Annotated in this window: 20 protein-coding genes and 1 rRNA gene; 8 read left to right on the forward strand and 13 right to left on the reverse strand. The window is 57.7% G+C overall.

Annotation, left to right across the window (positions count from 1 at the left end; all coding sequences use genetic code 11):
- Positions 1–77: 77 nt before the first annotated feature.
- A 16S ribosomal RNA gene (locus tag ACI5GA_RS13740) occupies positions 78–1,613 on the reverse strand.
- 610 nt (positions 1,614–2,223) lie between these two features.
- Positions 2,224–3,417: a tyrosine--tRNA ligase gene (tyrS, locus tag ACI5GA_RS13745; protein ID WP_421422999.1), complete on the reverse strand. Its 1,194-nt coding sequence runs from the start codon at positions 3,415–3,417 to the stop codon at positions 2,224–2,226.
- A 212-nt stretch (positions 3,418–3,629) separates the two neighbouring features.
- On the opposite strand from tyrS, the gene ACI5GA_RS13750 reads away from it, so the two are divergent.
- Positions 3,630–5,063 carry a peptidoglycan DD-metalloendopeptidase family protein gene (locus ACI5GA_RS13750; RefSeq protein WP_421423000.1) on the forward strand — a complete coding sequence of 478 codons (1,434 nt, stop codon included), beginning with the start codon at positions 3,630–3,632 and terminating at the stop codon, positions 5,061–5,063.
- A gap of 3 nt (positions 5,064–5,066) precedes the next feature.
- The gene (locus tag ACI5GA_RS13755) at positions 5,067–6,158 is read left to right on the forward strand and encodes an anhydro-N-acetylmuramic acid kinase (protein WP_404640135.1); all 1,092 of its coding nucleotides are present in this window, start codon (positions 5,067–5,069) and stop codon (positions 6,156–6,158) included.
- Positions 6,159–6,217: 59 nt separating this feature from the next.
- Here the strand turns inward: ACI5GA_RS13755 and erpA are convergent, their stop codons facing one another.
- Positions 6,218–6,568, reverse strand: coding sequence for an iron-sulfur cluster insertion protein ErpA (gene erpA / locus ACI5GA_RS13760; RefSeq protein ID WP_074752191.1), 351 nt, complete (start codon positions 6,566–6,568; stop codon positions 6,218–6,220).
- A gap of 179 nt (positions 6,569–6,747) precedes the next feature.
- Positions 6,748–7,782: an N-acetyl-gamma-glutamyl-phosphate reductase gene (gene argC / locus ACI5GA_RS13765; RefSeq protein ID WP_421423001.1), complete on the reverse strand. Its 1,035-nt coding sequence runs from the start codon at positions 7,780–7,782 to the stop codon at positions 6,748–6,750.
- 133 nt (positions 7,783–7,915) lie between these two features.
- Between argC and hemJ the strand changes: the two genes are divergently transcribed.
- The 5 genes from hemJ (at position 7,916) to coq7 (ending at position 11,342) form a co-directional block, all read left to right on the forward strand.
- On the forward strand, positions 7,916–8,341 hold the full coding sequence (hemJ, locus tag ACI5GA_RS13770; RefSeq protein ID WP_421423002.1) for a protoporphyrinogen oxidase HemJ: 426 nt from the start codon (positions 7,916–7,918) through the stop codon (positions 8,339–8,341).
- Positions 8,342–8,385: 44 nt separating this feature from the next.
- Complete coding sequence (locus ACI5GA_RS13775) at positions 8,386–9,303, forward strand: DUF805 domain-containing protein (RefSeq protein WP_421423003.1); 918 nt, start codon at positions 8,386–8,388, stop codon at positions 9,301–9,303.
- A gap of 57 nt (positions 9,304–9,360) precedes the next feature.
- Positions 9,361–10,146, forward strand: a complete 786-nt coding sequence (locus tag ACI5GA_RS13780) for an SDR family NAD(P)-dependent oxidoreductase (RefSeq protein WP_404640143.1) — start codon at positions 9,361–9,363, stop codon at positions 10,144–10,146.
- A gap of 85 nt (positions 10,147–10,231) precedes the next feature.
- Entirely contained in the window at positions 10,232–10,570 is a 339-nt protein-coding gene (locus ACI5GA_RS13785; RefSeq protein ID WP_274136442.1) for a histidine triad nucleotide-binding protein, read from the forward strand.
- Between the two features lie 124 nt (positions 10,571–10,694).
- The gene (gene coq7, locus ACI5GA_RS13790; protein WP_404640145.1) at positions 10,695–11,342 is read left to right on the forward strand and encodes a 2-polyprenyl-3-methyl-6-methoxy-1,4-benzoquinone monooxygenase; all 648 of its coding nucleotides are present in this window, start codon (positions 10,695–10,697) and stop codon (positions 11,340–11,342) included.
- A gap of 85 nt (positions 11,343–11,427) precedes the next feature.
- Here the strand turns inward: coq7 and ACI5GA_RS13795 are convergent, their stop codons facing one another.
- A complete protein-coding gene (locus tag ACI5GA_RS13795) occupies positions 11,428–11,850 on the reverse strand; it encodes an OsmC family protein (protein WP_404640147.1) in 423 nt (140 codons plus the stop codon).
- Positions 11,851–12,057: 207 nt separating this feature from the next.
- Here ACI5GA_RS13795 and crp point away from each other — a divergent pair, with 207 nt between their 5' ends.
- The gene (crp, locus tag ACI5GA_RS13800) at positions 12,058–12,699 is read left to right on the forward strand and encodes a cAMP-activated global transcriptional regulator CRP (RefSeq protein ID WP_404640149.1); all 642 of its coding nucleotides are present in this window, start codon (positions 12,058–12,060) and stop codon (positions 12,697–12,699) included.
- 8 nt (positions 12,700–12,707) lie between these two features.
- Here crp and ACI5GA_RS13805 read toward each other — a convergent pair whose 3' ends face one another.
- From ACI5GA_RS13805 to ACI5GA_RS13840, 8 genes are all read right to left on the reverse strand, one after another.
- Positions 12,708–13,403, reverse strand: a complete 696-nt coding sequence (locus tag ACI5GA_RS13805; RefSeq protein ID WP_421423004.1) for a lipoate--protein ligase family protein — start codon at positions 13,401–13,403, stop codon at positions 12,708–12,710.
- Positions 13,404–13,651: 248 nt separating this feature from the next.
- Complete coding sequence (gene trpC, locus ACI5GA_RS13810; RefSeq protein WP_404640153.1) at positions 13,652–14,491, reverse strand: indole-3-glycerol phosphate synthase TrpC; 840 nt, start codon at positions 14,489–14,491, stop codon at positions 13,652–13,654.
- The gene (trpD, locus tag ACI5GA_RS13815; protein ID WP_404640219.1) at positions 14,488–15,537 is read right to left on the reverse strand and encodes an anthranilate phosphoribosyltransferase; all 1,050 of its coding nucleotides are present in this window, start codon (positions 15,535–15,537) and stop codon (positions 14,488–14,490) included. The genes trpC and trpD overlap by 4 nt, the downstream gene beginning before the upstream one ends.
- A gap of 18 nt (positions 15,538–15,555) precedes the next feature.
- Positions 15,556–16,155, reverse strand: a complete 600-nt coding sequence (locus ACI5GA_RS13820) for an aminodeoxychorismate/anthranilate synthase component II (RefSeq protein ID WP_404640155.1) — start codon at positions 16,153–16,155, stop codon at positions 15,556–15,558.
- A 397-nt stretch (positions 16,156–16,552) separates the two neighbouring features.
- Positions 16,553–18,034: an anthranilate synthase component I gene (gene trpE / locus ACI5GA_RS13825; protein WP_421423005.1), complete on the reverse strand. Its 1,482-nt coding sequence runs from the start codon at positions 18,032–18,034 to the stop codon at positions 16,553–16,555.
- Between the two features lie 70 nt (positions 18,035–18,104).
- Positions 18,105–18,923 carry a phosphoglycolate phosphatase gene (locus ACI5GA_RS13830; protein ID WP_404640159.1) on the reverse strand — a complete coding sequence of 273 codons (819 nt, stop codon included), beginning with the start codon at positions 18,921–18,923 and terminating at the stop codon, positions 18,105–18,107.
- Positions 18,923–19,594, reverse strand: a complete 672-nt coding sequence (gene rpe, locus ACI5GA_RS13835) for a ribulose-phosphate 3-epimerase (protein ID WP_421423006.1) — start codon at positions 19,592–19,594, stop codon at positions 18,923–18,925. The genes ACI5GA_RS13830 and rpe overlap by 1 nt, the downstream gene beginning before the upstream one ends.
- A gap of 356 nt (positions 19,595–19,950) precedes the next feature.
- Positions 19,951–21,375: a hypothetical protein gene (locus tag ACI5GA_RS13840; protein ID WP_404640163.1), complete on the reverse strand. Its 1,425-nt coding sequence runs from the start codon at positions 21,373–21,375 to the stop codon at positions 19,951–19,953.
- Positions 21,376–21,409 lie beyond the last annotated feature (34 nt).

Consider the following 21,409-nt stretch of genomic DNA (forward strand, 5'->3'; position numbering starts at 1 on the left):
TAAAGGCTCTGCTTATCGTCTTCTTCAATGAATCAAGCAATTCGTGTGGGAACTTGCGAAGCAGCCGAGTCTTCGATTAAGGAGGTGATCCAGCCGCAGGTTCCCCTACGGCTACCTTGTTACGACTTCACCCCAGTCATGAATCACACCGTGGTAACCGTCCTCCCGAAGGTTAGACTAGCTACTTCTGGTGCAACCCACTCCCATGGTGTGACGGGCGGTGTGTACAAGGCCCGGGAACGTATTCACCGCGACATTCTGATTCGCGATTACTAGCGATTCCGACTTCACGCAGTCGAGTTGCAGACTGCGATCCGGACTACGATCGGTTTTATGGGATTAGCTCCACCTCGCGGCTTGGCAACCCTTTGTACCGACCATTGTAGCACGTGTGTAGCCCAGGCCGTAAGGGCCATGATGACTTGACGTCATCCCCACCTTCCTCCGGTTTGTCACCGGCAGTCTCCTTAGAGTGCCCACCATAACGTGCTGGTAACTAAGGACAAGGGTTGCGCTCGTTACGGGACTTAACCCAACATCTCACGACACGAGCTGACGACAGCCATGCAGCACCTGTCTCAGTGTTCCCGAAGGCACCAAACCATCTCTGGTAAGTTCACTGGATGTCAAGGCCTGGTAAGGTTCTTCGCGTTGCTTCGAATTAAACCACATGCTCCACCGCTTGTGCGGGCCCCCGTCAATTCATTTGAGTTTTAACCTTGCGGCCGTACTCCCCAGGCGGTCAACTTAATGCGTTAGCTGCGCCACTAAAATCTCAAGGATTCCAACGGCTAGTTGACATCGTTTACGGCGTGGACTACCAGGGTATCTAATCCTGTTTGCTCCCCACGCTTTCGCACCTCAGTGTCAGTATGAGCCCAGGTGGTCGCCTTCGCCACTGGTGTTCCTTCCTATATCTACGCATTTCACCGCTACACAGGAAATTCCACCACCCTCTGCCCTACTCTAGCTTGCCAGTTTTGGATGCAGTTCCCAGGTTGAGCCCGGGCTTTCACATCCAACTTAACAAACCACCTACGCGCGCTTTACGCCCAGTAATTCCGATTAACGCTTGCACCCTCTGTATTACCGCGGCTGCTGGCACAGAGTTAGCCGGTGCTTATTCTGTCGGTAACGTCAAAACAGCAAGGTATTAACTTACTGCCCTTCCTCCCAACTTAAAGTGCTTTACAATCCGAAGACCTTCTTCACACACGCGGCATGGCTGGATCAGGCTTTCGCCCATTGTCCAATATTCCCCACTGCTGCCTCCCGTAGGAGTCTGGACCGTGTCTCAGTTCCAGTGTGACTGATCATCCTCTCAGACCAGTTACGGATCGTCGCCTTGGTGAGCCATTACCTCACCAACTAGCTAATCCGACCTAGGCTCATCTGATAGCGTGAGGTCCGAAGAGCCCCCACTTTCTCCCGTAGGACGTATGCGGTATTAGCGTCCCTTTCGAGACGTTGTCCCCCACTACCAGGCAGATCCCTAGGCATTACTCACCCGTCCGCCGCTGAATCAGAGAGCAAGCTCCCTTCATCCGCTCGACTTGCATGTGTTAGGCCTGCCGCCAGCGTTCAATCTGAGCCATGATCAAACTCTTCAGTTCAATACTGCAATCGGGTTTTGAGAAAACCCTATAAACTTGGCTCAGCAATCGTTGGTTAAACCATGATTTCTCGTGGAGTAATTTGCGATGCTGATAATCTGTTGACTTCAGTCTTACAGCGCAAGCACCCACACGAATTGCTTGATTCAGTTGTTAAAGAGCGGTTGGTCAAGAATCTTTCGTCTCAACCGAGGCGCGCATTCTACAGCAGCGTCTCATCTTGTCAAGCGGTTATTTTCAGAAGTTTTCAAAATTTCTTTTTCAACTTCAACCACTTGCGCTTCGTTCGATTTGGCATCTCACGTTAGCGGGAGGCGAATTCTACAGCGTTACTCGCTGCTGTCAACACCCTTTTTTCACCGCTTTCGATTCGAGCCACAAGCCGGAAAACCGAAGCACTTCCAACCCTATCTAGAAACCGTTAACTCGTTGATCTACAAGGAGTTTTCGGTTCCGACTGCGCCGGAAGTGGGGCGAATTATAGAGACATCTGCAGGGGCGTCAACCCTTATTTTTACTTATTTGTTATATCGGTCGGAAACAGCCCAAAAGCAAAGGGGCGAGCCTTGCGGCTCGCCCCTTTCTTGCATCTATATAGCCAATGCCTTTCTCACTTCAACGTGACGCGCCCGAATGCCTTCTTGCCAGCCTGGCAAACATGGGTCGCACCCACTTTGAAGATAAAGCCACGATCAACCACCTCGCCATCGACACGCACACCGCCAGACGCTAGCAAATCGCGAGCAATCGCAGAATTCTTCACCAACCCGGCCTTATTAAGAACAGCAGCAATTGGCATATCCTCAGCAGCCTCCACAGCAATCTCCGGCAAATCTTCCGGCAGCTCACCATCTTTCATTCGGTTGCCCGCCGAGCGATGCGCCGAAGCGGCCGCTTCTTCACCATGGAAACGAGCAACGATCTCTTCCGCCAGCTTGATCTTGACGTCCCGCGGATTCGCACCCGCCTCGCAATCGGCCTTGAAGGCATTGATCTCTTCCATTGAGCGGAAGCTCAACAGCTCGAAGTAGCGCCACATCAACGCATCCGGAATGGAGACCAGCTTGCTGTACATGACGCCCGGCGCTTCCTGAATACCGACATAGTTGCCCAAGGACTTGGACATCTTCTTCACACCATCCAGACCTTCGAGCAGCGGCATGGTCAATACGCACTGCGCTTCCTGACCGTAAGCGCGCTGAAGCTCACGCCCCATTAGAAGGTTGAACTTCTGATCAGTACCACCCAGCTCCACATCAGCGCGCAAGGCAACAGAGTCATAGCCCTGCACCAATGGGTAAAGGAATTCGTGGATAGCGATGGACTGGTTCGACTTGTATCGCTTGTCGAAGTCATCGCGCTCAAGCATGCGCGCAACGGTGTATTGGGAGGACAAGCGAATGAAGTCGGCCGGACTCATTTGATCCATCCACGTGGAGTTGAACGCCACCTCGGTCTTGGCTGGATCGAGAATCTTGAAGACCTGCGACTTGTACGTTTCGGCGAAGTCGAGCACTTGCTCGCGAGTCAGCGGAGGACGGGTCGCGCTCTTGCCGCTTGGGTCACCGATCATGCCGGTGAAGTCGCCAATCAGAAAGATGACCTGATGCCCCAGGTCCTGGAACTGGCGCAGCTTATTAATAAGCACCGTATGCCCGAGGTGCAAATCCGGCGCCGTAGGGTCGAAACCGGCCTTGATGCGCAGAGGCTGACCACGTTTGAGTTTCGCGACCAGTTCGGACTCGACCAGGAGTTCATCCGCGCCGCGCTTGATCAGCGCCAACTGCTCTTCAACCGACTTCATAACCGCCCCGTAATGCCCTATTTCAAAGGGAAACAACCATACAAGATCACCGCCCAAATACAAGTTCCGGAAACAGCCATGCGACGAATCGGGGAGCGATCCGCACGCGAGCTTGCCTCAGGCATGATTTGGTTATATTTTATACAGTTATTTCATCTTCATCATGTCATTCATCTTTTCCATTTCATCTTTTTTCAAAGTCAAAATCACTTATGAACGACACTCCGCCTAAAGCGCCCCCGCTTTATCCGAAGAGCCACCTGCTCGCAGCCAGCGGTATCGCGGCCCTGCTGAGCCTGGCCCTTCTGGTTTTCCCATCCAGCGATGTCGAAGCCAAGAAAACCAGCCTCAGTCTCGAACCAGAAACCCCGATTGAGCAGTTGAAGCAAGAACAAGACGCTCAAGATCAGTCTCAGGCCACAGAACTCCCCGCTGAATCTCCATTTGCACAAATCGACAATGGCGACGACGCGACTGACGACACAGCCAAGACGGAACCTGAAACTGTGCCCGCCAAAAAGGCTGTCGCCGCCGCAAAAGGCCCCAACCATAAGGAAGTCGTCGTCGCCAAAGGTGACACGCTCTCGACCCTGTTCGAGAAAGTGGGTTTGCCGCCTGCGGCTGTCCATGAAGTCATGGCCAGCGACAAACAGGCCAAACAGTTTAGCCAGTTGAAAAATGGCCAGGTCCTGCAGTTCGAGCTGACGCCAGACGGCAATCTCAAGCAACTGCACAGCAAGCTGAATGATCTGGAAAGCATCAGCCTCTCCAGAACGGAAAAGGGCTACACGTTTACTCGCGATGTCAGCAAACCTAACGTGCGCACAGCCTACGTTCATGGCGTGATCAACAATTCGTTGTCGCAATCGGCCCAGCGCGCTGGCCTGAGTCACAGCATGACCATGGATATGGCCAACATCTTCGGCTATGACGTGGACTTCGCGCAGGACATCCGCAAGGGTGACGAATTCGATGTGATCTACGAGCAGAAAGTCATCAACGGCAAGACTGTCGGCACCGGCAACATTCTGTCCGCCCGCTTCACTAACCGCGGCAAGACCTACACCGCCGTGCGCTATACCAACAAGCAAGGCAACACCAACTACTACACCGCGGACGGCAACAGCATGCGTAAAGCGTTCATCCGCACGCCGGTTGAATACGCGCGCATCAGTTCGCTGTTCTCGATGGGCCGCAAACACCCGATTCTGAACAAGATCCGCGCCCACAAAGGGATCGACTATGCTGCACCTCGCGGCACACCGATCAAGGCGACTGGCGACGGCAAGGTCATTCTGGCGGGACGTCGCGGCGGCTACGGCAACACGGTGATCATTCAGCACGGCGAAACCTATCGCACCCTTTATGGGCACATGCAGGGCTTCGCCAAAGGCATTCAGAATGGCTCAGTGGTCAAGCAAGGTCAGGTCATCGGCTATATTGGAACGACCGGCCTGTCGACAGGTCCGCATGTACATTACGAGTTTCAGGTAAACGGCGTTCACGTTGACCCGCTGGGTCAGAAGCTGCCCATGGCAGACCCGATCGCCAAGTCCGAAAAACAGCGGTTCATGCAAGAGAGCCAGCCATTGATGGCACGCATGGACCAGGAAAAGGCCACCATGCTGGCCTCGAGTAAGCGCTGACCCATGACTTTATATGTAGGTGTAATGTCCGGAAGCAGTCTTGATGGACTGGACTTCGCGCTCGTAGAACAGAGTGACCGCCCACGCTTGCTCGGCACTCATTACATTCCCATGCCGGATGATCTGCGCGCCGAACTGCTCGGGTTGTGCGCCAGTGGCCCGGACGAACTGGCCCGCGCGGGTATCGCCGAACAGAAATGGGTGCATCTCGCGGCCCAGGGCGTGCTTGCGCTACTGGACAAACAGAATGTTTCCGCCGGAGAGATTCGCGCCATCGGCAGCCATGGTCAGACTATTCGTCACGAACCGGCGCGCGGCTTCACCATTCAGATTGGTAACCCTGCCCTGCTTGCTGAACTAACGGGCATTACCGTCGTCAGCGACTTCCGCAAGCGTGACATCGCGGCGGGTGGCCAGGGCGCGCCTTTGGTGCCCGCGTTCCATGAAGCACTGTTCGATGACAACAAAGACTATCGTGCGGTCCTGAACGTCGGCGGTTTCAGCAATCTCAGTCTGATCGAGATCGACAAACCCGTATCCGGTTTCGATTCAGGCCCGGGCAACGTGTTGCTCGATGCCTGGATTCAGGCCCAACGCGGATTGAGTTATGACAAGGATGGGGCTTGGGGTGCGAGCGGGTCGGTCAACGCTGACCTGTTGAAGTCGATGCTGAGCGATCAATTCTTCCAGACCCGTGGTCCGAAAAGCACCGGTCGTGAGGTTTTCAACCTTGGCTGGGTTCATCACCACATGTTCCAGTTACCGACATTGAAGCCTGAAGACGTGCAGGCCACGCTGTTGGAAGTGACGGCACTCAGCATCACCGAGTCGCTACAGTCGGCTCAGGCTCAGACCAAAGAGTTGCTGGTCTGTGGTGGCGGCGCTCACAACAAGGCACTGATGGCTCGACTGGCTGCGCTGCTGCCAAACACCAAAGTGTCCAGCACTGCCGAGTTCGGTGTTGATCCTGACTGGGTCGAAGCAATGGCCTTCGCCTGGCTGGCGCATTGCGCGCTGGAAAGCGTCCCTGCCAACCGCCCAAGCGTGACTGGCGCCAAAGGCCTGCGGGTACTGGGTGCGATCTATCCCGCCTGACCTCAGTGCAAAATGCAAAAAGCCCGCAGCGATGCGGGCTTTTTTTGCGCAGACACGATTCAGATCGAGAACGACGACCCGCAACCACAGGTTGTGGCAGCATTTGGGTTTTTGATCACGAAACGCGAGCCTTCCAGCCCTTCCTGATAATCCACCTCTGCGCCTGCCAAGTACTGGAAGCTCATCGGGTCGACCACCAGGCTGACGCCTTCACGCTCAACGATGGTGTCATCATCGGCCACATCTTCATCGAAGGTGAAGCCGTACTGGAAACCGGAACAGCCACCACCGGTCACGAATACACGCAACTTGAGGCGGTCATTGCCCTCTTCATCGACCAGGGTTTTCACTTTGTGCGCTGCACCTTGCGTGAATTCCAGAGCCGTAGGTGTGAAGGATTCAACACTCATGCTCGATATCTCCCGGCGGTAAGCCGTCATAATGCGTAATGACGGCCATTATCCGCTTGTCCTAGAAAACCGGTCAACTATTCCGAGTACAGCTGGAAGCTTCAAACGACAAGCTGCAAGCGAAATGCATACGACCTGACGTTCTCCTGAAGCTTGCCGCTTACGACTTGAAGCTGCCGTCAGGGCAGCATGCCCGCATGAGACAAGCCCAGGCGCTCATCCAGTTCGAACATGATGTTCATGTTCTGCACCGCTTGCCCCGACGCACCTTTGACCAGATTGTCGATGACCGACAGCACAACCACCAGGTCGCCATCCTGTGGACGGTGAACGGCAATACGGCAGACGTTTGCGCCACGAACGCTACGCGTCTCCGGGTGGCTGCCCGCAGGCATCACGTCGACGAACGGCTCATTGGCATAGCGCTTTTCAAACAGCGCCTGCAAATCGACGGACTTGTCGACCACGGTCGAATACAGTGTCGCGTGAATACCACGAATCATCGGAGTCAGGTGCGGCACGAAAGTCAGGCCAATATCCCCACCCGCTGCGCGGCGCAGACCCTGGCTGATTTCCGGCAGATGGCGATGCCCCTTCACAGCATAGGCCTTGAAGCTTTCGCTGGTCTCGGAATAGAGCGAACCAACGCTGGCACCACGACCTGCGCCGCTGATGCCGGACTTGCAGTCAGCGATCAGGCGTGTCGGATCGGCCAGCCCCGCTTCGAGCAACGGCAGGAAGCCCAGTTGAGTCGCCGTCGGGTAGCAACCCGGAACGGCGATCAGGCGAGCACCCTTGATTTTTTCGCGATTGACTTCAGGCAGGCCGTACACCGCCTCAGGCAGCAACTCTGGCGCGCCGTGAGGCTGGTTGTACCATTTGGCCCATTCGATCGGATCTTGCAGACGGAAGTCGGCGGACAGGTCGATGACCTTGGTGCCCGCCGCCAGCAGTTCGCCCGCCAGCGCGTGGGCGACACCGTGAGGCGTGGCGAAGAACACCACGTCGCAAGCGCCCAGCACCTTTACATCAGGAACACTGAACGCCAGCCCGTCGTAATGACCGCGCAGGTTTGGATACATGTCGGCCACTGGCAGACCTGCTTCGGAGCGCGAAGTGATCGCAACCACTTCAGCTTCTGGATGTTGTGCCAGAAGACGCAGCAACTCGACGCCGGTGTAACCCGTGCCACCGACGATACCGACCTTGACCATAACCTGCCCTCAACGAAACCACTGGAAAGCCGCTGATAATATGAGCCAGACGCCCTTGGGACAACCGTGAACGTGACGTACGGGCACACGAGCCACTACTATTTGCGCCACCGTGATCCTGGAAAAAACCAAAATGCTCTATCTGTGGATAAAAGCACTGCACATCGTTTCCATCGTCTGCTGGTTCGCCGGCCTCTTCTATCTCCCCCGCCTGTTCGTTTACCACGCCATGAGCGAGGACGCGGTCAGCCGTGAACGTTTCTGCACCATGGAGCGCAAGCTGTATCGCGGCATCATGGGACCGGCGATGATCGCCACGCTGGTGTTTGGTATCTGGCTGATTACACTCATCCCCGGCTATCTCCAGCAGGGCTGGCTGCACGCCAAGCTGACATTGGTGGTGATCCTGATCGGCTATCACCACATGTGCGGCGCCCAAGTGAAGCGCTTCGCTCGGGGCGAAAACGGCCGCAGTCACGTTTTTTACCGTTGGTTCAATGAAATCCCTGTACTGATTCTGCTGGCGATCGTCATTCTGGTAGTCGTCAAGCCGTTCTGATCTCAGACAAGAGACGCATTTAACCCCTGACAAGGAAGCCAAGCATGGCCGAGCACTTCAAGATCGTTTTCGAGGGACAACTGCGAACGGGTGTCGATTTGGAAACCGCGCGCCTGAATCTGGCGCAACTGTTCAAAAGCGACGTTTCCGGCGTAGACCGGTTGTTCACGGGCAAGCCGATTATTGTCAAACGTGGCCTGACTCACGATGATGCGCAGCGCTACCTGAAGGCGTTGAACGACGCGGGCGTGGACGCGCGGATCGAGTCCGAGCAGCCTGTCGCCTGGACCCTTGAAGAAATCGAAGAACCCGCGCCAGTGAAGCCGTCCCTCGAACCTGCCGCATCGCCTTACGCACCACCCCGGTCATCTGTCACCCCGGATTGGCCAACCGAGGGTGAACTCAAGGTGTTCACCGTTCAGGGTCGAATTGGTCGGCTACGCTACCTGGCCTGGACCATGGTACTGACGTTCGTGGGTCTGCTGCTCGCCGCTCTGTGCTTCGGCATCATGAGCCTGTCACTGGTGGCGGGAGGCCTATTAGGCGCAGTGCTGCTCGTTGCGCTGATCGTCGTCAGCATCCAGATGGGCGCACAACGGCTGCACGATGCCGGTTGGTCGGCGTGGCTGCTCTTGCTCAACCTCGTGCCCTTCGTGGGCAGCTTCTTTCCGTTTCTGATGATGGTCATTCCCGGCAATAGTGGCCCGAACCGCTACGGCCCACCGCCGCCACCCAATAATAAAGGCGTAAAGTGCCTCGCCGCGCTCTGGCTGATCTTCCTGGTGCTGGTGTTTATCGGTGGATTGACAGGCGGCTTACAGAAAGTCAAAGACGAAGTCGAAATCACCACCGGCGAATACGAACAATCGTTGCCGTATGACGATGACGCCGACAGCGCTGCACAGCCGGTCGTTCCGGTAGACCCGGCCGACGACCCATCCGACACCGACGATAATCAATAACTGCCTGGCAGCAAGGATGCTGTTTCGACACTCGCAACACGCTCATTGGAGAACTGCATGACCCGTTACGCCTTGGTCACAGGCGCATCCAGCGGCATTGGCCTGGCCATTGCCGAAGCCTTGGCCCGTCGTGGTCGCCCTTTGATTCTGGTTTCCCGCCACCGGGACATGCTGGAAAGCATCGCGATCGAATTCACCCAACGCTTTGGCGTGGAGGTGCTGTTTCGTGCCTGCGATCTGGGGGAGCCGCTGCGGCTGTCCGGTTTCTTGTTGGAGCTGGAGGATGGCGAACGGCAAATCGACCTGCTGGTGAACTGCGCAGGCATCGGCAACAGCGGACCGTTTCTGGCTCAGGAATGGGCGCAAGAACAGGATTTGCTCGACTTGAACGTGCTGGCGCTGACTCGTCTGTGTCACACCGTCGGCAACCTGATGGCAGTGCAGGGTGGCGGACAAATCCTCAACGTTGCCTCAATCATGGGTTTTCAACCCGGCCCGTGGATGAGCACCTACGCGGCGAGCAAGGCGTTTGTGCTGCACTTTTCGGAAGGCCTGCGCGAAGAGCTGAAAAAAACCGGGGTAAAGATCTCCGTGCTGTGCCCTGGCCCGACACGAACGTCGTTCTTCCGGACCGCACAGTTGAACGCTGATAAATTCACCGATGACAAGACCATGACCGCTGAAGAGATCGCGCTCTATACCGTGCGCGCGCTCGACAAGAATCGGGCGATCATCATTCCGGGCTGGCGCAATCGGTTCATGACCCGCCTGCCTCGGCTTGTTGGCCGCTGGCTCACGCGCAAAATCTGGGGCTCGATGCTGAAATCCCGGACACCGATCTGAACGCACGACCGCAAAGAAATGGCTGGGCGCAGCAGGAGCTGCTCAGTACACTCGGCTCATTCCTCTCATAAGGAGACACACGGCTGTGACAACTCTGTTCACCAAGATCATCAACCGGGAAATCCCGGCGAAGATCATTTATGAAGACGACCAGGTACTGGCCTTCCACGACATCGCCCCTCAGGCGCCGATCCATTTTCTGGTCATCCCGAAAAAGCCCATCGCGACCCTGAACGACGTCACTGAAGAGGACAAAGGCCTGTTGGGTCACATCTTGTTCACCGCGCAGCGTCTGGCCAAAGAGCAAGGTTGCGAGGACGGATTCCGCGTGGTCATGAACACCAATGAGAAAGGCGGCCAGACCGTCTATCACATTCACATGCACGTGTTGGGCAAGCGTCAGATGACCTGGCCGCCGGGCTGAGTCGCGATTTCAACGAGTTACATCCGCCGAGCGTCTATCTGGCGCTCCGGCGGGCTGACGCAAGACAAGCCTCGTCACATTGATTGAGGTAGACTGGCCGCCGTGGATTTATCCGGAGGTGCCCATGGCTACCGAACGTCACTACTCCCCTATCGACCGTTTCCTTCTGCAAGCCGATGCCGCGATGAAAACGCTGCTGCCTGCCAGCGCGCATTCCCATCGTCCGTCGCCGGCCATCGTCCAGCCTGATTCGAAGATGAGCGAGACCGACAGCAAACATGTCGCCGGCCTCATGCGCATCAACCATACCGGCGAGGTCTGCGCTCAAGCGCTGTACCAGGGCCAGGCCCTCACGGCCAAGTTGCCCCATGTGCGCAAGGCCATGGAACACGCCGCTGAGGAAGAGATCGACCATCTGGTGTGGTGCGAGCAACGTATTCGCCAACTGGGCAGCCACACCAGCGTGCTCAATCCGCTGTTTTACGGGATGTCGTTCGGGATTGGCGCAATGGCCGGTCTGATCAGCGACAAAGTGAGCCTCGGTTTTGTAGCCGCTACCGAAGATCAGGTGTGCAAGCACTTGAACGAGCACTTGGAGCAGTTGCCGGTAGAGGATGAAAAGTCTCGGGCGATTCTGGAACAGATGCGCACAGATGAAGAGCAGCACGCTGAAGGTGCCATCGAGGCAGGCGGTTACCGCTTCCCGGCTCCAGTCAAATTCGGGATGAGTTTGCTGGCCAAGGTGATGACCAAGAGCACGTATCGCATCTGAAGGTAGTTCTGTGCGGCCAACGCAGCTCTTGTGGGAGCCGGCTTTCGCCAGCAAGCCGGCTCCCACAGCATATCAACAAGAGCCCTTAACCCAGCTCGATGATCTCGTAGTCGTGGGTGATCTCAACGCCCGCCGCGCCCAGCATGATCGACGCCGAGCAATATTTCTCGGCCGACAGCTCGATCGCACGCTTCACTTGCGTCTCTTTCAGCCCACGCCCCTTGACCACGAAATGTAGGTGGATCTTGGTGAACACCTTGGGGTCTTCGGTGGCGCGTTCGGCTTCCAGAAACGCTTCGCAGCTTTCAACCGGCTGACGTGCTTTCTTGAGGATGCTGACGACGTCGAAGTTGCTGCAACCGCCCAGGCCAATCAGCACCATTTCCATCGGGCGCACACCCAGGTTGCGGCCACCGGCTTCAGGCGGGCCGTCCATCACGACCACATGGCCGCTGCCCGATTCGCCGAGGAACATGGCCTCACCCGCCCATTGAATACGCGCTTTCATCCCCAGGACTCCCATGTTTGAAAAAGGCGGCCAGCTTAGCACAAGGTCGAGGTGTCGCTGAGCGGGTCAGAAAATGCCGATAAGCGACAGAAATGTAGGAAATTTCTGAAAAAATGGCTAATTGCCGCTGCCGAACTGCGACAAATCGGAAATACTGCCGATACCTATAAGAATGCCGCAGGGCGCAGTTTTTTACGGGATACCTCTATGGTTGCCATGACCCCTCCGAACAAAGTGAAGCTGGTCGACAAACTTCTTCCCCACGCCCAACGGCGTCGCTGTCCCGCCAAGAGCAACATCATTTGTGCGGGCGAGCAATCCGAATCGCTGTATCTGATCATCAAGGGCTCGGTCACGATTCTGATCGAAGACAGCGACGGGCGCGAAATGATCGTGGCCTACCTCAACAGCGGGGATTTCTTCGGTGAATTGGGCCTTTTCCAACCCGTGAACAGCGGTTCACGCAGTGCCTGGGTGCGTGCCAAAACCGAGTGCGAAGTGGCTGAAATCACCTACGCCAAATTCCGCGAACTGAGTCAGCACGATCCTGAACTGATGTACGCCATGGGCGGACAAATGGCTGAACGCCTGCGCAATACCACGCGTAAAGTCGGCGATCTGGCGTTTCTCGACGTCACCGGTCGTGTCGCCCGCAGCCTGCTGGACCTTTGCAAACAGCCCGATGCGATGACTCACCCCGACGGCATGCAGATCAAGATCACACGCCAAGAGATTGGTCGTATCGTAGGTTGTTCGCGTGAAATGGTGGGGCGCGTGTTGAAGTCGCTGGAAGAACAAAAGCTGGTGCACGTACGCGGCAAGACCATGGTGGTCTACGGCACTCGCTGACCGCGCAGTTACAAGCGGGCGAAAACGTCCGCGTAGCGCTCACCCAACCGGTCGAGAAAATCGGGGGCGGCGAACAACTCATGCAAGGCAATGTGACTGTCAGCGCGGCAACGCTGCTCAAGGTCGCACATCTCGTTGAAGCGGTTGACGGCATTGACCATGTCGACCCGCTCATTGTCCAGCAGCATCGCGCCATGGGCGAGCACCACAGGGCGCTGCCCACCTTGACTCTGACGCCAGCGCTGAGCGGTGCCCACCATCTTGCGACCATTCAGGTTAACGTTGAAGCGACCGTCACAAAACGCCCCTTCGACTTCACCCAAAGACGCGGCGCCACCCAATTCGCTCAACACGTCGAGCATGGGCTGACACAAACGCATGTAGGCATTTTCGATGCGATCGCGATCGTGGTCGGTCGTAGGCTGAACATAGACCAGCGCGACGTTTACAGTGGCCGGGGATTGCGGAACCGGTTCGCCGCCGCTTTCGCGCAACAGAATGGGCCAGCCGATGTCGGCCAGTGTTTCGCTGGCTTCGGTGAAGCCTTCGAGGCGGCTGAGGCGACGAGGCATGACCAGCGCATGATCGGTGGGGCGCCAGAACAACAGCCCGTAATCGGCATCACCGGCGCAGACGGAAGCCAATAGATCCTGTTCGGCCTTGAGGCCTGCTTCTACGCAGATGTCGGTTACACGCATGTTCATAGAAATCCTTGATGAGCCTCAACGCGGTCTTGAGTGAGCGGGCTCTCAGAGGATTACTCCGTTACTGATCCACCGCATTCGCCAGCAAGCGGAGCGCCGCCCGGCCGGCTCCCACAGATTCAGTGTCGAGCACAACCATTGAAGTCGGCGTGGCGTTTGTGGGAGCCGCCTTGGTGGCGAATGCCGTTAAGCAGCCACCACAGAATCTCCCCTTTGGCACGGGTCGTCTTGGCGAATGCTCCAATCACTCAATCCAGCGTGCTGGACTTGATCGCCGCTGTGCCCTTCTCCGGGAAAAACAGACGCTGCAATTCCACACCCGGCTTCTCGGCGCGCATGAACGCTTCGCCAACGAGGAAGGAATAGACCTCGTTGATTTCCATCAGCTCAACGTCTGCGCGGTTCAAAATGCCGCTTTCGGTCACGACCAAACGATCACGCGGGATGCGCGGCAGCAGGTCCAGTGTGGTCTCCAGGCTGACGTCGAACGTGTGCAGGTTGCGGTTGTTAATGCCGACCAGCGGGGTGTCGAGGGTTTTCAAGGCCCGCTCCAGTTCGTCACCGTCGTGCACTTCCACCAGCACATCAAGTTTGTTGGCCTTGGCAACGGCGGCCAACTCCGCCATCTGCACATCATCAAGGGCCGAGACGATCAGCAGGATGCAATCGGCCCCCAAGGCGCGAGCTTCGACGATCTGATACGGGTCGATCATGAAGTCCTTGCGAATGACCGGCAGCTTGCACGCCCCACGGGCTTCTCTCAGGTAAGCATCGGCGCCCTGAAAGAAGTCGATGTCGGTCAGCACGGACAAACAGGTCGCGCCGCCCGCTTCATAGCTCTTGGCGATTTCGGCAGGCTGGAAGTTCTCCCGGATCACGCCTTTGCTCGGCGACGCCTTCTTGATTTCGGCAATAACCGCAGGTTGCTTGCGCTTGGCCTGCTCGATCAAGGCGTTGGCGAAGCCGCGTGGTGCGTCGGCGGTGGCGACCAGGGTTTCCAGCTCGGACAAGCTGACGCTGGCGCGGCGCGCCGCAACTTCTTCGGCCTTACGGGCCAGAATCTTTTCCAGTACCGTCGGCACGCTCATCCTTCATTCTCCTGTTTGAATACCGCTGTAAAAGCACCCAGCTCTTCCAGTTTTTCACGGGCAAGCCCGGTGTGCAGCGCATCGTGGGCCAGCTCGACGCCTTCTTTCAATGTAGAGGCATGATCAGCAGCATAGAGCGCCGCGCCCGCATTGAGCACGATCATTTCGGCCGCTTTCTGACCATGTTCGGTTTTGCGGCGACCCAGCGCGTCCCGGATCAACTCCAGTGACTGCTGCGGGCTGTCCACCACCAGACCGAACAGGCTCTGGCTCTTCATGCCCAAATCTTCCGGCTGCACCCAGTATTCAGTGACTTCGCCGTTCTTGAGTTCGGCGACGAAGGTCGGCGCGGCGAGACTGAACTCGTCCAGACCGTCCTGCGAATGCACCACTAGCACGTGCTTGCTGCCCAGACGCAGCAACACTTCCGCCAACGGGCGGCACAAGGCCTGATTGAACACGCCGACCACCTGGTGTTTAACACCTGCCGGATTGGTCAGCGGACCGAGCATATTGAACAGAGTGCGCAGCCCCAATTCCTTGCGCGGTCCCGCCGCATGCTTCATGGCTTGATGATGGGTCTGAGCGAACATGAAACCGATGCCGACGCTGTCGATGCAGCGTGCGACCTGAACCGGCGTCAGGTTCAGATAAACGCCTGCCGCCTCCAGCAAATCAGCACTGCCGCTCTTGCCCGAAACCGCGCGGTTGCCGTGTTTGGCGACCGTGCAGCCTGCTGCCGAAATCACCAGAGAAGCGGCAGTGGAAACGTTGAAGATATTCGCGCCATCGCCACCGGTGCCGACGATGTCGACCACGCGATCCAGCGATTGCAATTGAACTTGATCGGCCAGCTCACGCATCACCGAAACGGCACCGACGATTTCGTCGATGGTTTCGCTCTTCATGCGCATGCCCATCAGGAAAGCGCCAATCTGCGCCTGAGTGCACTGACCGGTCATGATTTCGCGCATGACGTCGCGCATTTCGTCGGTGGTCAGGTCCAGTTGATTCACGACCCGGCCCAACGCCGTTTTGATATCCATTGCCATATCGAAGTGTCCTTAACCCTGACGCGTGCCGCCGGTCTGTTTGAGGAAGTTGGCGAACAGCTCATGGCCCTGCTCGGAAAGAATCGACTCAGGGTGGAATTGCACACCCTCGACGTTCAGGGTCTTGTGGCGCACGCCCATGATTTCGTCGACAGAACCGTCTTCAAGCTGAGTCCAGGCGGTGATTTCCAGGCAATCGGGCAGGGTTTCGCGCTTGACCACCAGCGAATGATAGCGGGTCACGGTCAGTGGGTGCTTCAGGCCTTCAAAGACGCCCTGATCTTCGTGGATCAGGTCACTGGTCTTGCCGTGCATGACCTGACGCGCACGAACCACATCGCCACCAAAGGCCTGGCCGATGGCTTGATGCCCCAGACACACGCCCAGAACCGGCAACTTGCCCGCGAAATGTTTGATCACGTCGATGGAAACGCCCGCCTCGTTCGGCGTGCAAGGGCCTGGCGAAACCACGATTCGCTCCGGGTTAAGGGCTTCGATCTCAGCGACGGTCATTTCGTCGTTGCGGATCACTTTAACATCGGCGCCCAGCTCGCCCAGGTACTGCACGACGTTATAGGTAAAGGAGTCGTAGTTATCGATCATCAGCAGCATGGTGTGCTTAACCTCTTGAATTCTGACTTGGTGCGAACCTTCGAAATCCGTGCCCGATTTCATCGCAGCGTGCCCGATCACTGAAATGATCATCCGGCAGCGGGGGCGTCACGGTTTGAAGGCAGGGTATTGCGAAGCCGGAGGGTCCGGCAGGAGAAAAGTCAGGCGCGCCAACGCCAGCGGGCGTGGGCCTTGATAACGCGCATCAAGAGTTTGCTGACAGTCGTCACGGAAGGTGTCTCATCTAAACGTTTCGGGACATTAGCGTACCGGGTCACACGGCGCAACCGCATTCTACGATAGAAAAATCCCATTGGATGCAGTCAGAACAGCGCACAGAAAGCGGATCAGCGCACATCGAGACAAACGGCGCGCGAGGCGCCGTTCCCGGCAGCGATCAGGCCTCAGGCGTCTGCTCTGCCAACGCCACGGCGCGGAACATCGCACGGCGCTTGTTGAGGGTCTCTTCCCACTCCAGCGCAGGCACAGAGTCGGCCACGATACCGCCGCCCGCCTGCACGTGCAGCTCGCCATTTTTGATCACAGCGGTCCGGATCGCGATGGCGGTATCCATGTTGCCGTTCCATGCCAGATAGCCCACCGCGCCACCGTAAACGCCACGTTTGACCGGCTCCAGTTCGTCGATGATTTCCATCGCCCGAATTTTCGGCGCACCAGACAACGTGCCCGCTGGCAGAATCGCCCGCAAAGCGTCCATCGCACTCAGGCCTTCCTTCAACTGGCCGGTGACGTTGGACACGATGTGCATCACGTTGGAATAACGCTCGATGACCATCTTCTCGGTCAATTTCACCGAACCGATCTCGGAGACGCGCCCGGTGTCATTACGGCCCAGATCAATGAGCATCAAGTGCTCGGCAATTTCCTTGTCGTCGGACAGCAGGTCGACTTCCAGCGCGTGGTCGGCTTCTTCGGTCGCGCCGCGAGGGCGTGTCCCGGCAATAGGACGCACGGTGATCAGGTTGTCTTCGACCCGCACCAGCACTTCCGGCGAACTGCCGACAACGTGGAAGTCGCCGAAGTTGAAGAAATACATGTACGGCGTTGGGTTAAAGCAGCGCAGCGCGCGATACAGATCGATCGGCGCGGCCTTGAAATCGATGGACATGCGCTGCGACGGCACCACCTGCATGCAGTCGCCCGCCAGGATGTATTCCTTGATGGTGTCGACGGCTTTTTCGTAGTCGCCCTGAGTGAAGCTGGAGCGAAATACCGGATCGGCCGCCTGTGGACGAGTCAGGTCCAGACCGCGACGTGGCGTGATCGGCTGACGCAATTTATCCATCAATCGATCGAGGCGCGCGCGACCATTTTCAAAGGCTTCCGGTTGCGTCGGATCGACCAGCACGATGGCGTGCATCTTGCCCGCCAGGTTGTCGAACACCACCACGGCGTCGGACACCATCAGCAGAATGTCAGGCACGCCCACTGGATCAGGGTTCGGGCATTTGCCCAGACGCGGTTCGACGTAACGCACGCAGTCATAACCGAAGTAACCCACCAGACCGCCGTTGAAGCGCGGCAGGCCAGGGATGGTCGGCACGTTGTAACGCGCTTTGAAGGTCTCGACGAAAGCCAGCGGGTCTTCAACCTCCATACGCTCGGTCTCGACACCGTCATGGGTCACGCTGACGGTATGATCGTGCACACGCATCACGGTGCGGCACGGCAGGCCGATGATCGAATAACGCCCCCACTTCTCGCCGCCCTGCACCGACTCCAATAGATAGGAGTTCGGCTCATCGGCAAGTTTCAGGTAGATCGACAGCGGCGTGTCGAAGTCAGCGATGGTTTCAAGGGCAAGCGGAATGCGGTTGTAGCCTTCAGCGGCCAAACGCAGGAATTCTTCGCGGGTCATGATCAGCCTCGTGGTCTGAGGGTAAAACGGTCAGGTGTGCAAACGCGCCGCAGGTGCGGCCAGATTCAAGTCAGGCGCGCCAACGCCAGCGGGCCAAGGCCTTGATGACTTTCATCCAGAGTTTGCGAGTGACCACCACGATGGATTCTCTAAAGGAGGGGGCTTGAACGTCGGGCAACGTTATCTCAGCCCCAGCCTCTAAGCAACCGGGAATCAGTTTGCGCAAGTCGTCGATGACCAGCGCCGGAGATTCTTCGGCAATCGGGCGTCCATGGTTGTAGCCGTAGCTCAACGCGACACACGCTACGCCAGCGGCCTTGGCCGCCAACACGTCATTGCGCGAGTCACCCACGAACAGCGATTGCGACCCCGGAATACCGGACATTTTCATGACGAAAAACAGCGCAGCCGGATCGGGCTTCTGCTGGGGAAGCGTGTCGCCGCCGACGATCCAGCGGAAGAATCGTCCCAGCTTCATGTCATCCAGCAGCGGCGCGACAAAGCGTTCCGGCTTGTTGGTGATCAGGGCCATTTCGACACCCTGCTTTTGCAGCCACTTGAGCGTCTCACGCACGCCCGGGTAAACCCGGGTCAACGAGTGATTGTCGCCGTAGGCTTCCATGAAGATGGCCAAGGCTTGCTCGGTCTCGGCCTCATCGACCGCCGAGTGATCCATGTCGTTGGCCAGCGCGCGACGTACCAGTACCCGCACGCCATTGCCGATCCAGTCGCGAACCCGCTCGATACCGGCAGGTGCGCGACCGAGCTGGATCAGTGTCTTGTCCACAGCTGCGGCCAGATCCGGCACCGAGTCGACCAGCGTGCCATCCAGATCGAACATGATCAGTTTGGGCAGGCGACCTGGAAACAGCTGTTCGAAGCCGCTCATCAGCGCGCCAACGCCAGTTCTGCACGCATCTTTTCAATGACTTCTTTGTAGTCAGGCGCATTGAAAATGGCCGAGCCTGCCACGAAGGTGTCCGCGCCAGCGGCGGCGATTTCGCGGATGTTGTTGACGTTGACGCCGCCATCGATTTCCAGACGGATGTCACGACCGGACGCATCGATCAGCGCGCGGGCTTCGCGCAACTTGTTGAGCGTGCCGGGGATGAATTTCTGACCGCCGAAACCTGGGTTGACGCTCATGAGCAGGATCATGTCGACCTTGTCCATGACGTACTCAAGCAGGTTCAACGGGGTCGCCGGGTTGAATACCAGACCGGACTTGCAGCCCGCTTCGCGGATCAGTTGCAAGGAACGGTCGATGTGCTGGGTCGCTTCCGGGTGGAAAGTGATGTAGGTCGCACCGGCTTCGACGAAGTCGCCGATGATGCGGTCGACCGGGCTGACCATCAGGTGCACGTCGATCGGTGCAGTGATGCCGTATTTACGCAGTGCCGCGCAGACCATCGGGCCGATGGTGAGGTTGGGGACGTAGTGGTTGTCCATGACGTCGAAGTGAACGATGTCGGCGCCAGCGGCCAGAACATTGTCGACTTCCTGCCCCAGACGGGCGAAATCGGCGGACAGAATCGACGGAGCAATAGCGAAGGGCTGCATGACGCACCTTTTTTGAGCGAAATCACGGTGGCGCGCATTGTACTCCAAGAGTTTGAAACATGGTGTGTGTGGCGGATGAATGCGGGGGCATGTAGTCGCAATGTAACTGATGCGCACGCCCCCTGCAGCAGTCCGCCGGACTTGATCGTACCCACGCTCCCGGTGGGCACGCGGCACCTGACGCTCCTGCGTCAGTGCGACGCAGAGCGTCGCAAGCGGCATTCCCACGTGGGAGCGTGGGCACGATCAACATGCGGTGGTACATCCGAAAGAGATGGATTGGATGTACCGGCCAATCGCGAATGAATTCGCTCCTACAGGGCCCGTGTTTACAGCTCACAGGTGATGTGTGTCGATCAATCCACCAACGCTTCTTCCTTCACGCGCTCAGCCTTGGCCGCTGGCTTGGCATCCACCGCTTTCAAGTCCTTGCTGAACGTGCCGTCCACTTCGCCCTTGAAGAAATTCTTGCCGTAGATCAGCAGGCACAGCACCACGCCAATCCCGAACGCCCAGCTCGCGCCCTTGATCGCCAACACTGCGCCGATCACGCCCGCGATCCCCAAGTCGCGCTGGCTACGGGCTTCGAGGATACCCAAGCGCACGCTTACGTAACCTTGAATCAGCAGAGTCAGCGACAACGCCACACCCAAAATTGGCTGCACCAGCGTCACGACTGGCAACAGCAGCAAACCGGTGTTGGTGCCCCAACGGAACGAGCCCACGCCGCCGATGATCGACTGCATGGCTTTCGGGCCGCCTTTGAAACGCTCGATCACCACGACCAACATCGCCGCCCATTTCGGTCCACACATGGCGACATCCGGGCCAAAGATGCTCATGAAGGCGTTACGCGCGCCAAAGATCCAGTGAGCACGATCCGGGTTGTAATCGACGACTTCGTCGGTACGCACCGTTTCCGCCTCATCGAGCAGCGATTTCGCACTCAGCACGTCGCCAAACACGATGATGTACACCGCCAGCATGGTCGGCAGGGCCGAGATGAACATCGACAGTGGCGGCATGCCCAGCCCAAAAACGGTGTAGTTGTGCCACAGCCCGGCGAAGTCCGGCTTGCTGATGCCCCATTGAATGGTCGGCCACGGCGCTTCGCCGAACAACGGTGCAATGACCACGGCCAGCAGGATGATCGGCAGAATCCCCAGTTTGGCGAAGTTCCACCAGAAGCGGTTGCGCTGTTTCAGCTCGTTGAAGTGCTGCGAGAAGATCAGGTAGAACGCGATGCCGACGGCGATGGAAATGGTCCAGGGCAGTACGTTGAATTTGCCGCCGACCTGAAATACTGCAATCACCGCACTCAGACCGGCGCCCACGATGATTCCAGACTTGATCGCCGGGGGCACGTATTCGACGACCTTCCTCGCCATGCCCGTCGCGCCGAGTGCTATCGAGAACACCCCGAGCATTAACTGAAAGGCAATCAGCGCATGAACACGCTCCGGCCCCATGGGGAATTGCGCGCAGTAGGCCATCAGCAAAGGAACGGCAGGGGTGATCCAGCCGGGAACGGTCGGGTCGCCCAGCAGGTGGTGTGTCAGGTAGAGCAAACCGTTGAGCATGACGACCGCCAGCGCCACTTCGAATGGCATGCCGAGCAGTTCAGTCATCAACGGAATGGCCGCCAGGTCCACTGCACACATCAGCAGACCTTGCAGGTAATCCGGCATCTCGAACTTGTAGTGAATGAACGGCAACCGGACCTTGAATGGGCCGAGCGGGATGTACGGGCTTTCGCTCCGCTGTTGAGGAGAGTTGGACATGCTGTGTACCTGTTTTATTGGTCTTATTTCTGGG

It is taken from the genome of Pseudomonas sp. Pseu.R1 (genome assembly GCF_045764065.1).
GTDB lineage: Bacteria > Pseudomonadota > Gammaproteobacteria > Pseudomonadales > Pseudomonadaceae > Aquipseudomonas.

Bases quoted from the DNA above. Each gene is read 5' to 3' on its own strand.
- tyrS (WP_421422999.1), bottom strand. From the start codon at position 3,417: ATGAAGTCGGTTGAAGAGCAGTTGGCGCTGATCAAGCGCGGCGCGGAT.
- ACI5GA_RS13780 (WP_404640143.1), top strand. From the start codon at position 9,361: ATGACCCGTTACGCCTTGGTCACAGGCGCATCCAGCGGCATTGGCCTG.
- ACI5GA_RS13830 (WP_404640159.1), bottom strand. From the start codon at position 18,923: ATGAGCGGCTTCGAACAGCTGTTTCCAGGTCGCCTGCCCAAACTGATC.
- crp (WP_404640149.1), top strand. From the start codon at position 12,058: ATGGTTGCCATGACCCCTCCGAACAAAGTGAAGCTGGTCGACAAACTT.
- ACI5GA_RS13805 (WP_421423004.1), bottom strand. From the start codon at position 13,403: ATGAACATGCGTGTAACCGACATCTGCGTAGAAGCAGGCCTCAAGGCC.
- coq7 (WP_404640145.1), top strand. From the start codon at position 10,695: ATGGCTACCGAACGTCACTACTCCCCTATCGACCGTTTCCTTCTGCAA.
- hemJ (WP_421423002.1), top strand. From the start codon at position 7,916: ATGCTCTATCTGTGGATAAAAGCACTGCACATCGTTTCCATCGTCTGC.
- trpD (WP_404640219.1), bottom strand. From the start codon at position 15,537: ATGGATATCAAAACGGCGTTGGGCCGGGTCGTGAATCAACTGGACCTG.
- ACI5GA_RS13750 (WP_421423000.1), top strand. From the start codon at position 3,630: ATGAACGACACTCCGCCTAAAGCGCCCCCGCTTTATCCGAAGAGCCAC.
- rpe (WP_421423006.1), bottom strand. From the start codon at position 19,594: ATGCAGCCCTTCGCTATTGCTCCGTCGATTCTGTCCGCCGATTTCGCC.
- erpA (WP_074752191.1), bottom strand. From the start codon at position 6,568: ATGAGTGTTGAATCCTTCACACCTACGGCTCTGGAATTCACGCAAGGT.
- ACI5GA_RS13820 (WP_404640155.1), bottom strand. From the start codon at position 16,155: ATGCTGCTGATGATCGATAACTACGACTCCTTTACCTATAACGTCGTG.
- ACI5GA_RS13840 (WP_404640163.1), bottom strand. From the start codon at position 21,375: ATGTCCAACTCTCCTCAACAGCGGAGCGAAAGCCCGTACATCCCGCTC.
- argC (WP_421423001.1), bottom strand. From the start codon at position 7,782: ATGGTCAAGGTCGGTATCGTCGGTGGCACGGGTTACACCGGCGTCGAG.
- trpC (WP_404640153.1), bottom strand. From the start codon at position 14,491: ATGAGCGTGCCGACGGTACTGGAAAAGATTCTGGCCCGTAAGGCCGAA.
- trpE (WP_421423005.1), bottom strand. From the start codon at position 18,034: ATGACCCGCGAAGAATTCCTGCGTTTGGCCGCTGAAGGCTACAACCGC.
- ACI5GA_RS13795 (WP_404640147.1), bottom strand. From the start codon at position 11,850: ATGAAAGCGCGTATTCAATGGGCGGGTGAGGCCATGTTCCTCGGCGAA.
- ACI5GA_RS13755 (WP_404640135.1), top strand. From the start codon at position 5,067: ATGACTTTATATGTAGGTGTAATGTCCGGAAGCAGTCTTGATGGACTG.
- ACI5GA_RS13775 (WP_421423003.1), top strand. From the start codon at position 8,386: ATGGCCGAGCACTTCAAGATCGTTTTCGAGGGACAACTGCGAACGGGT.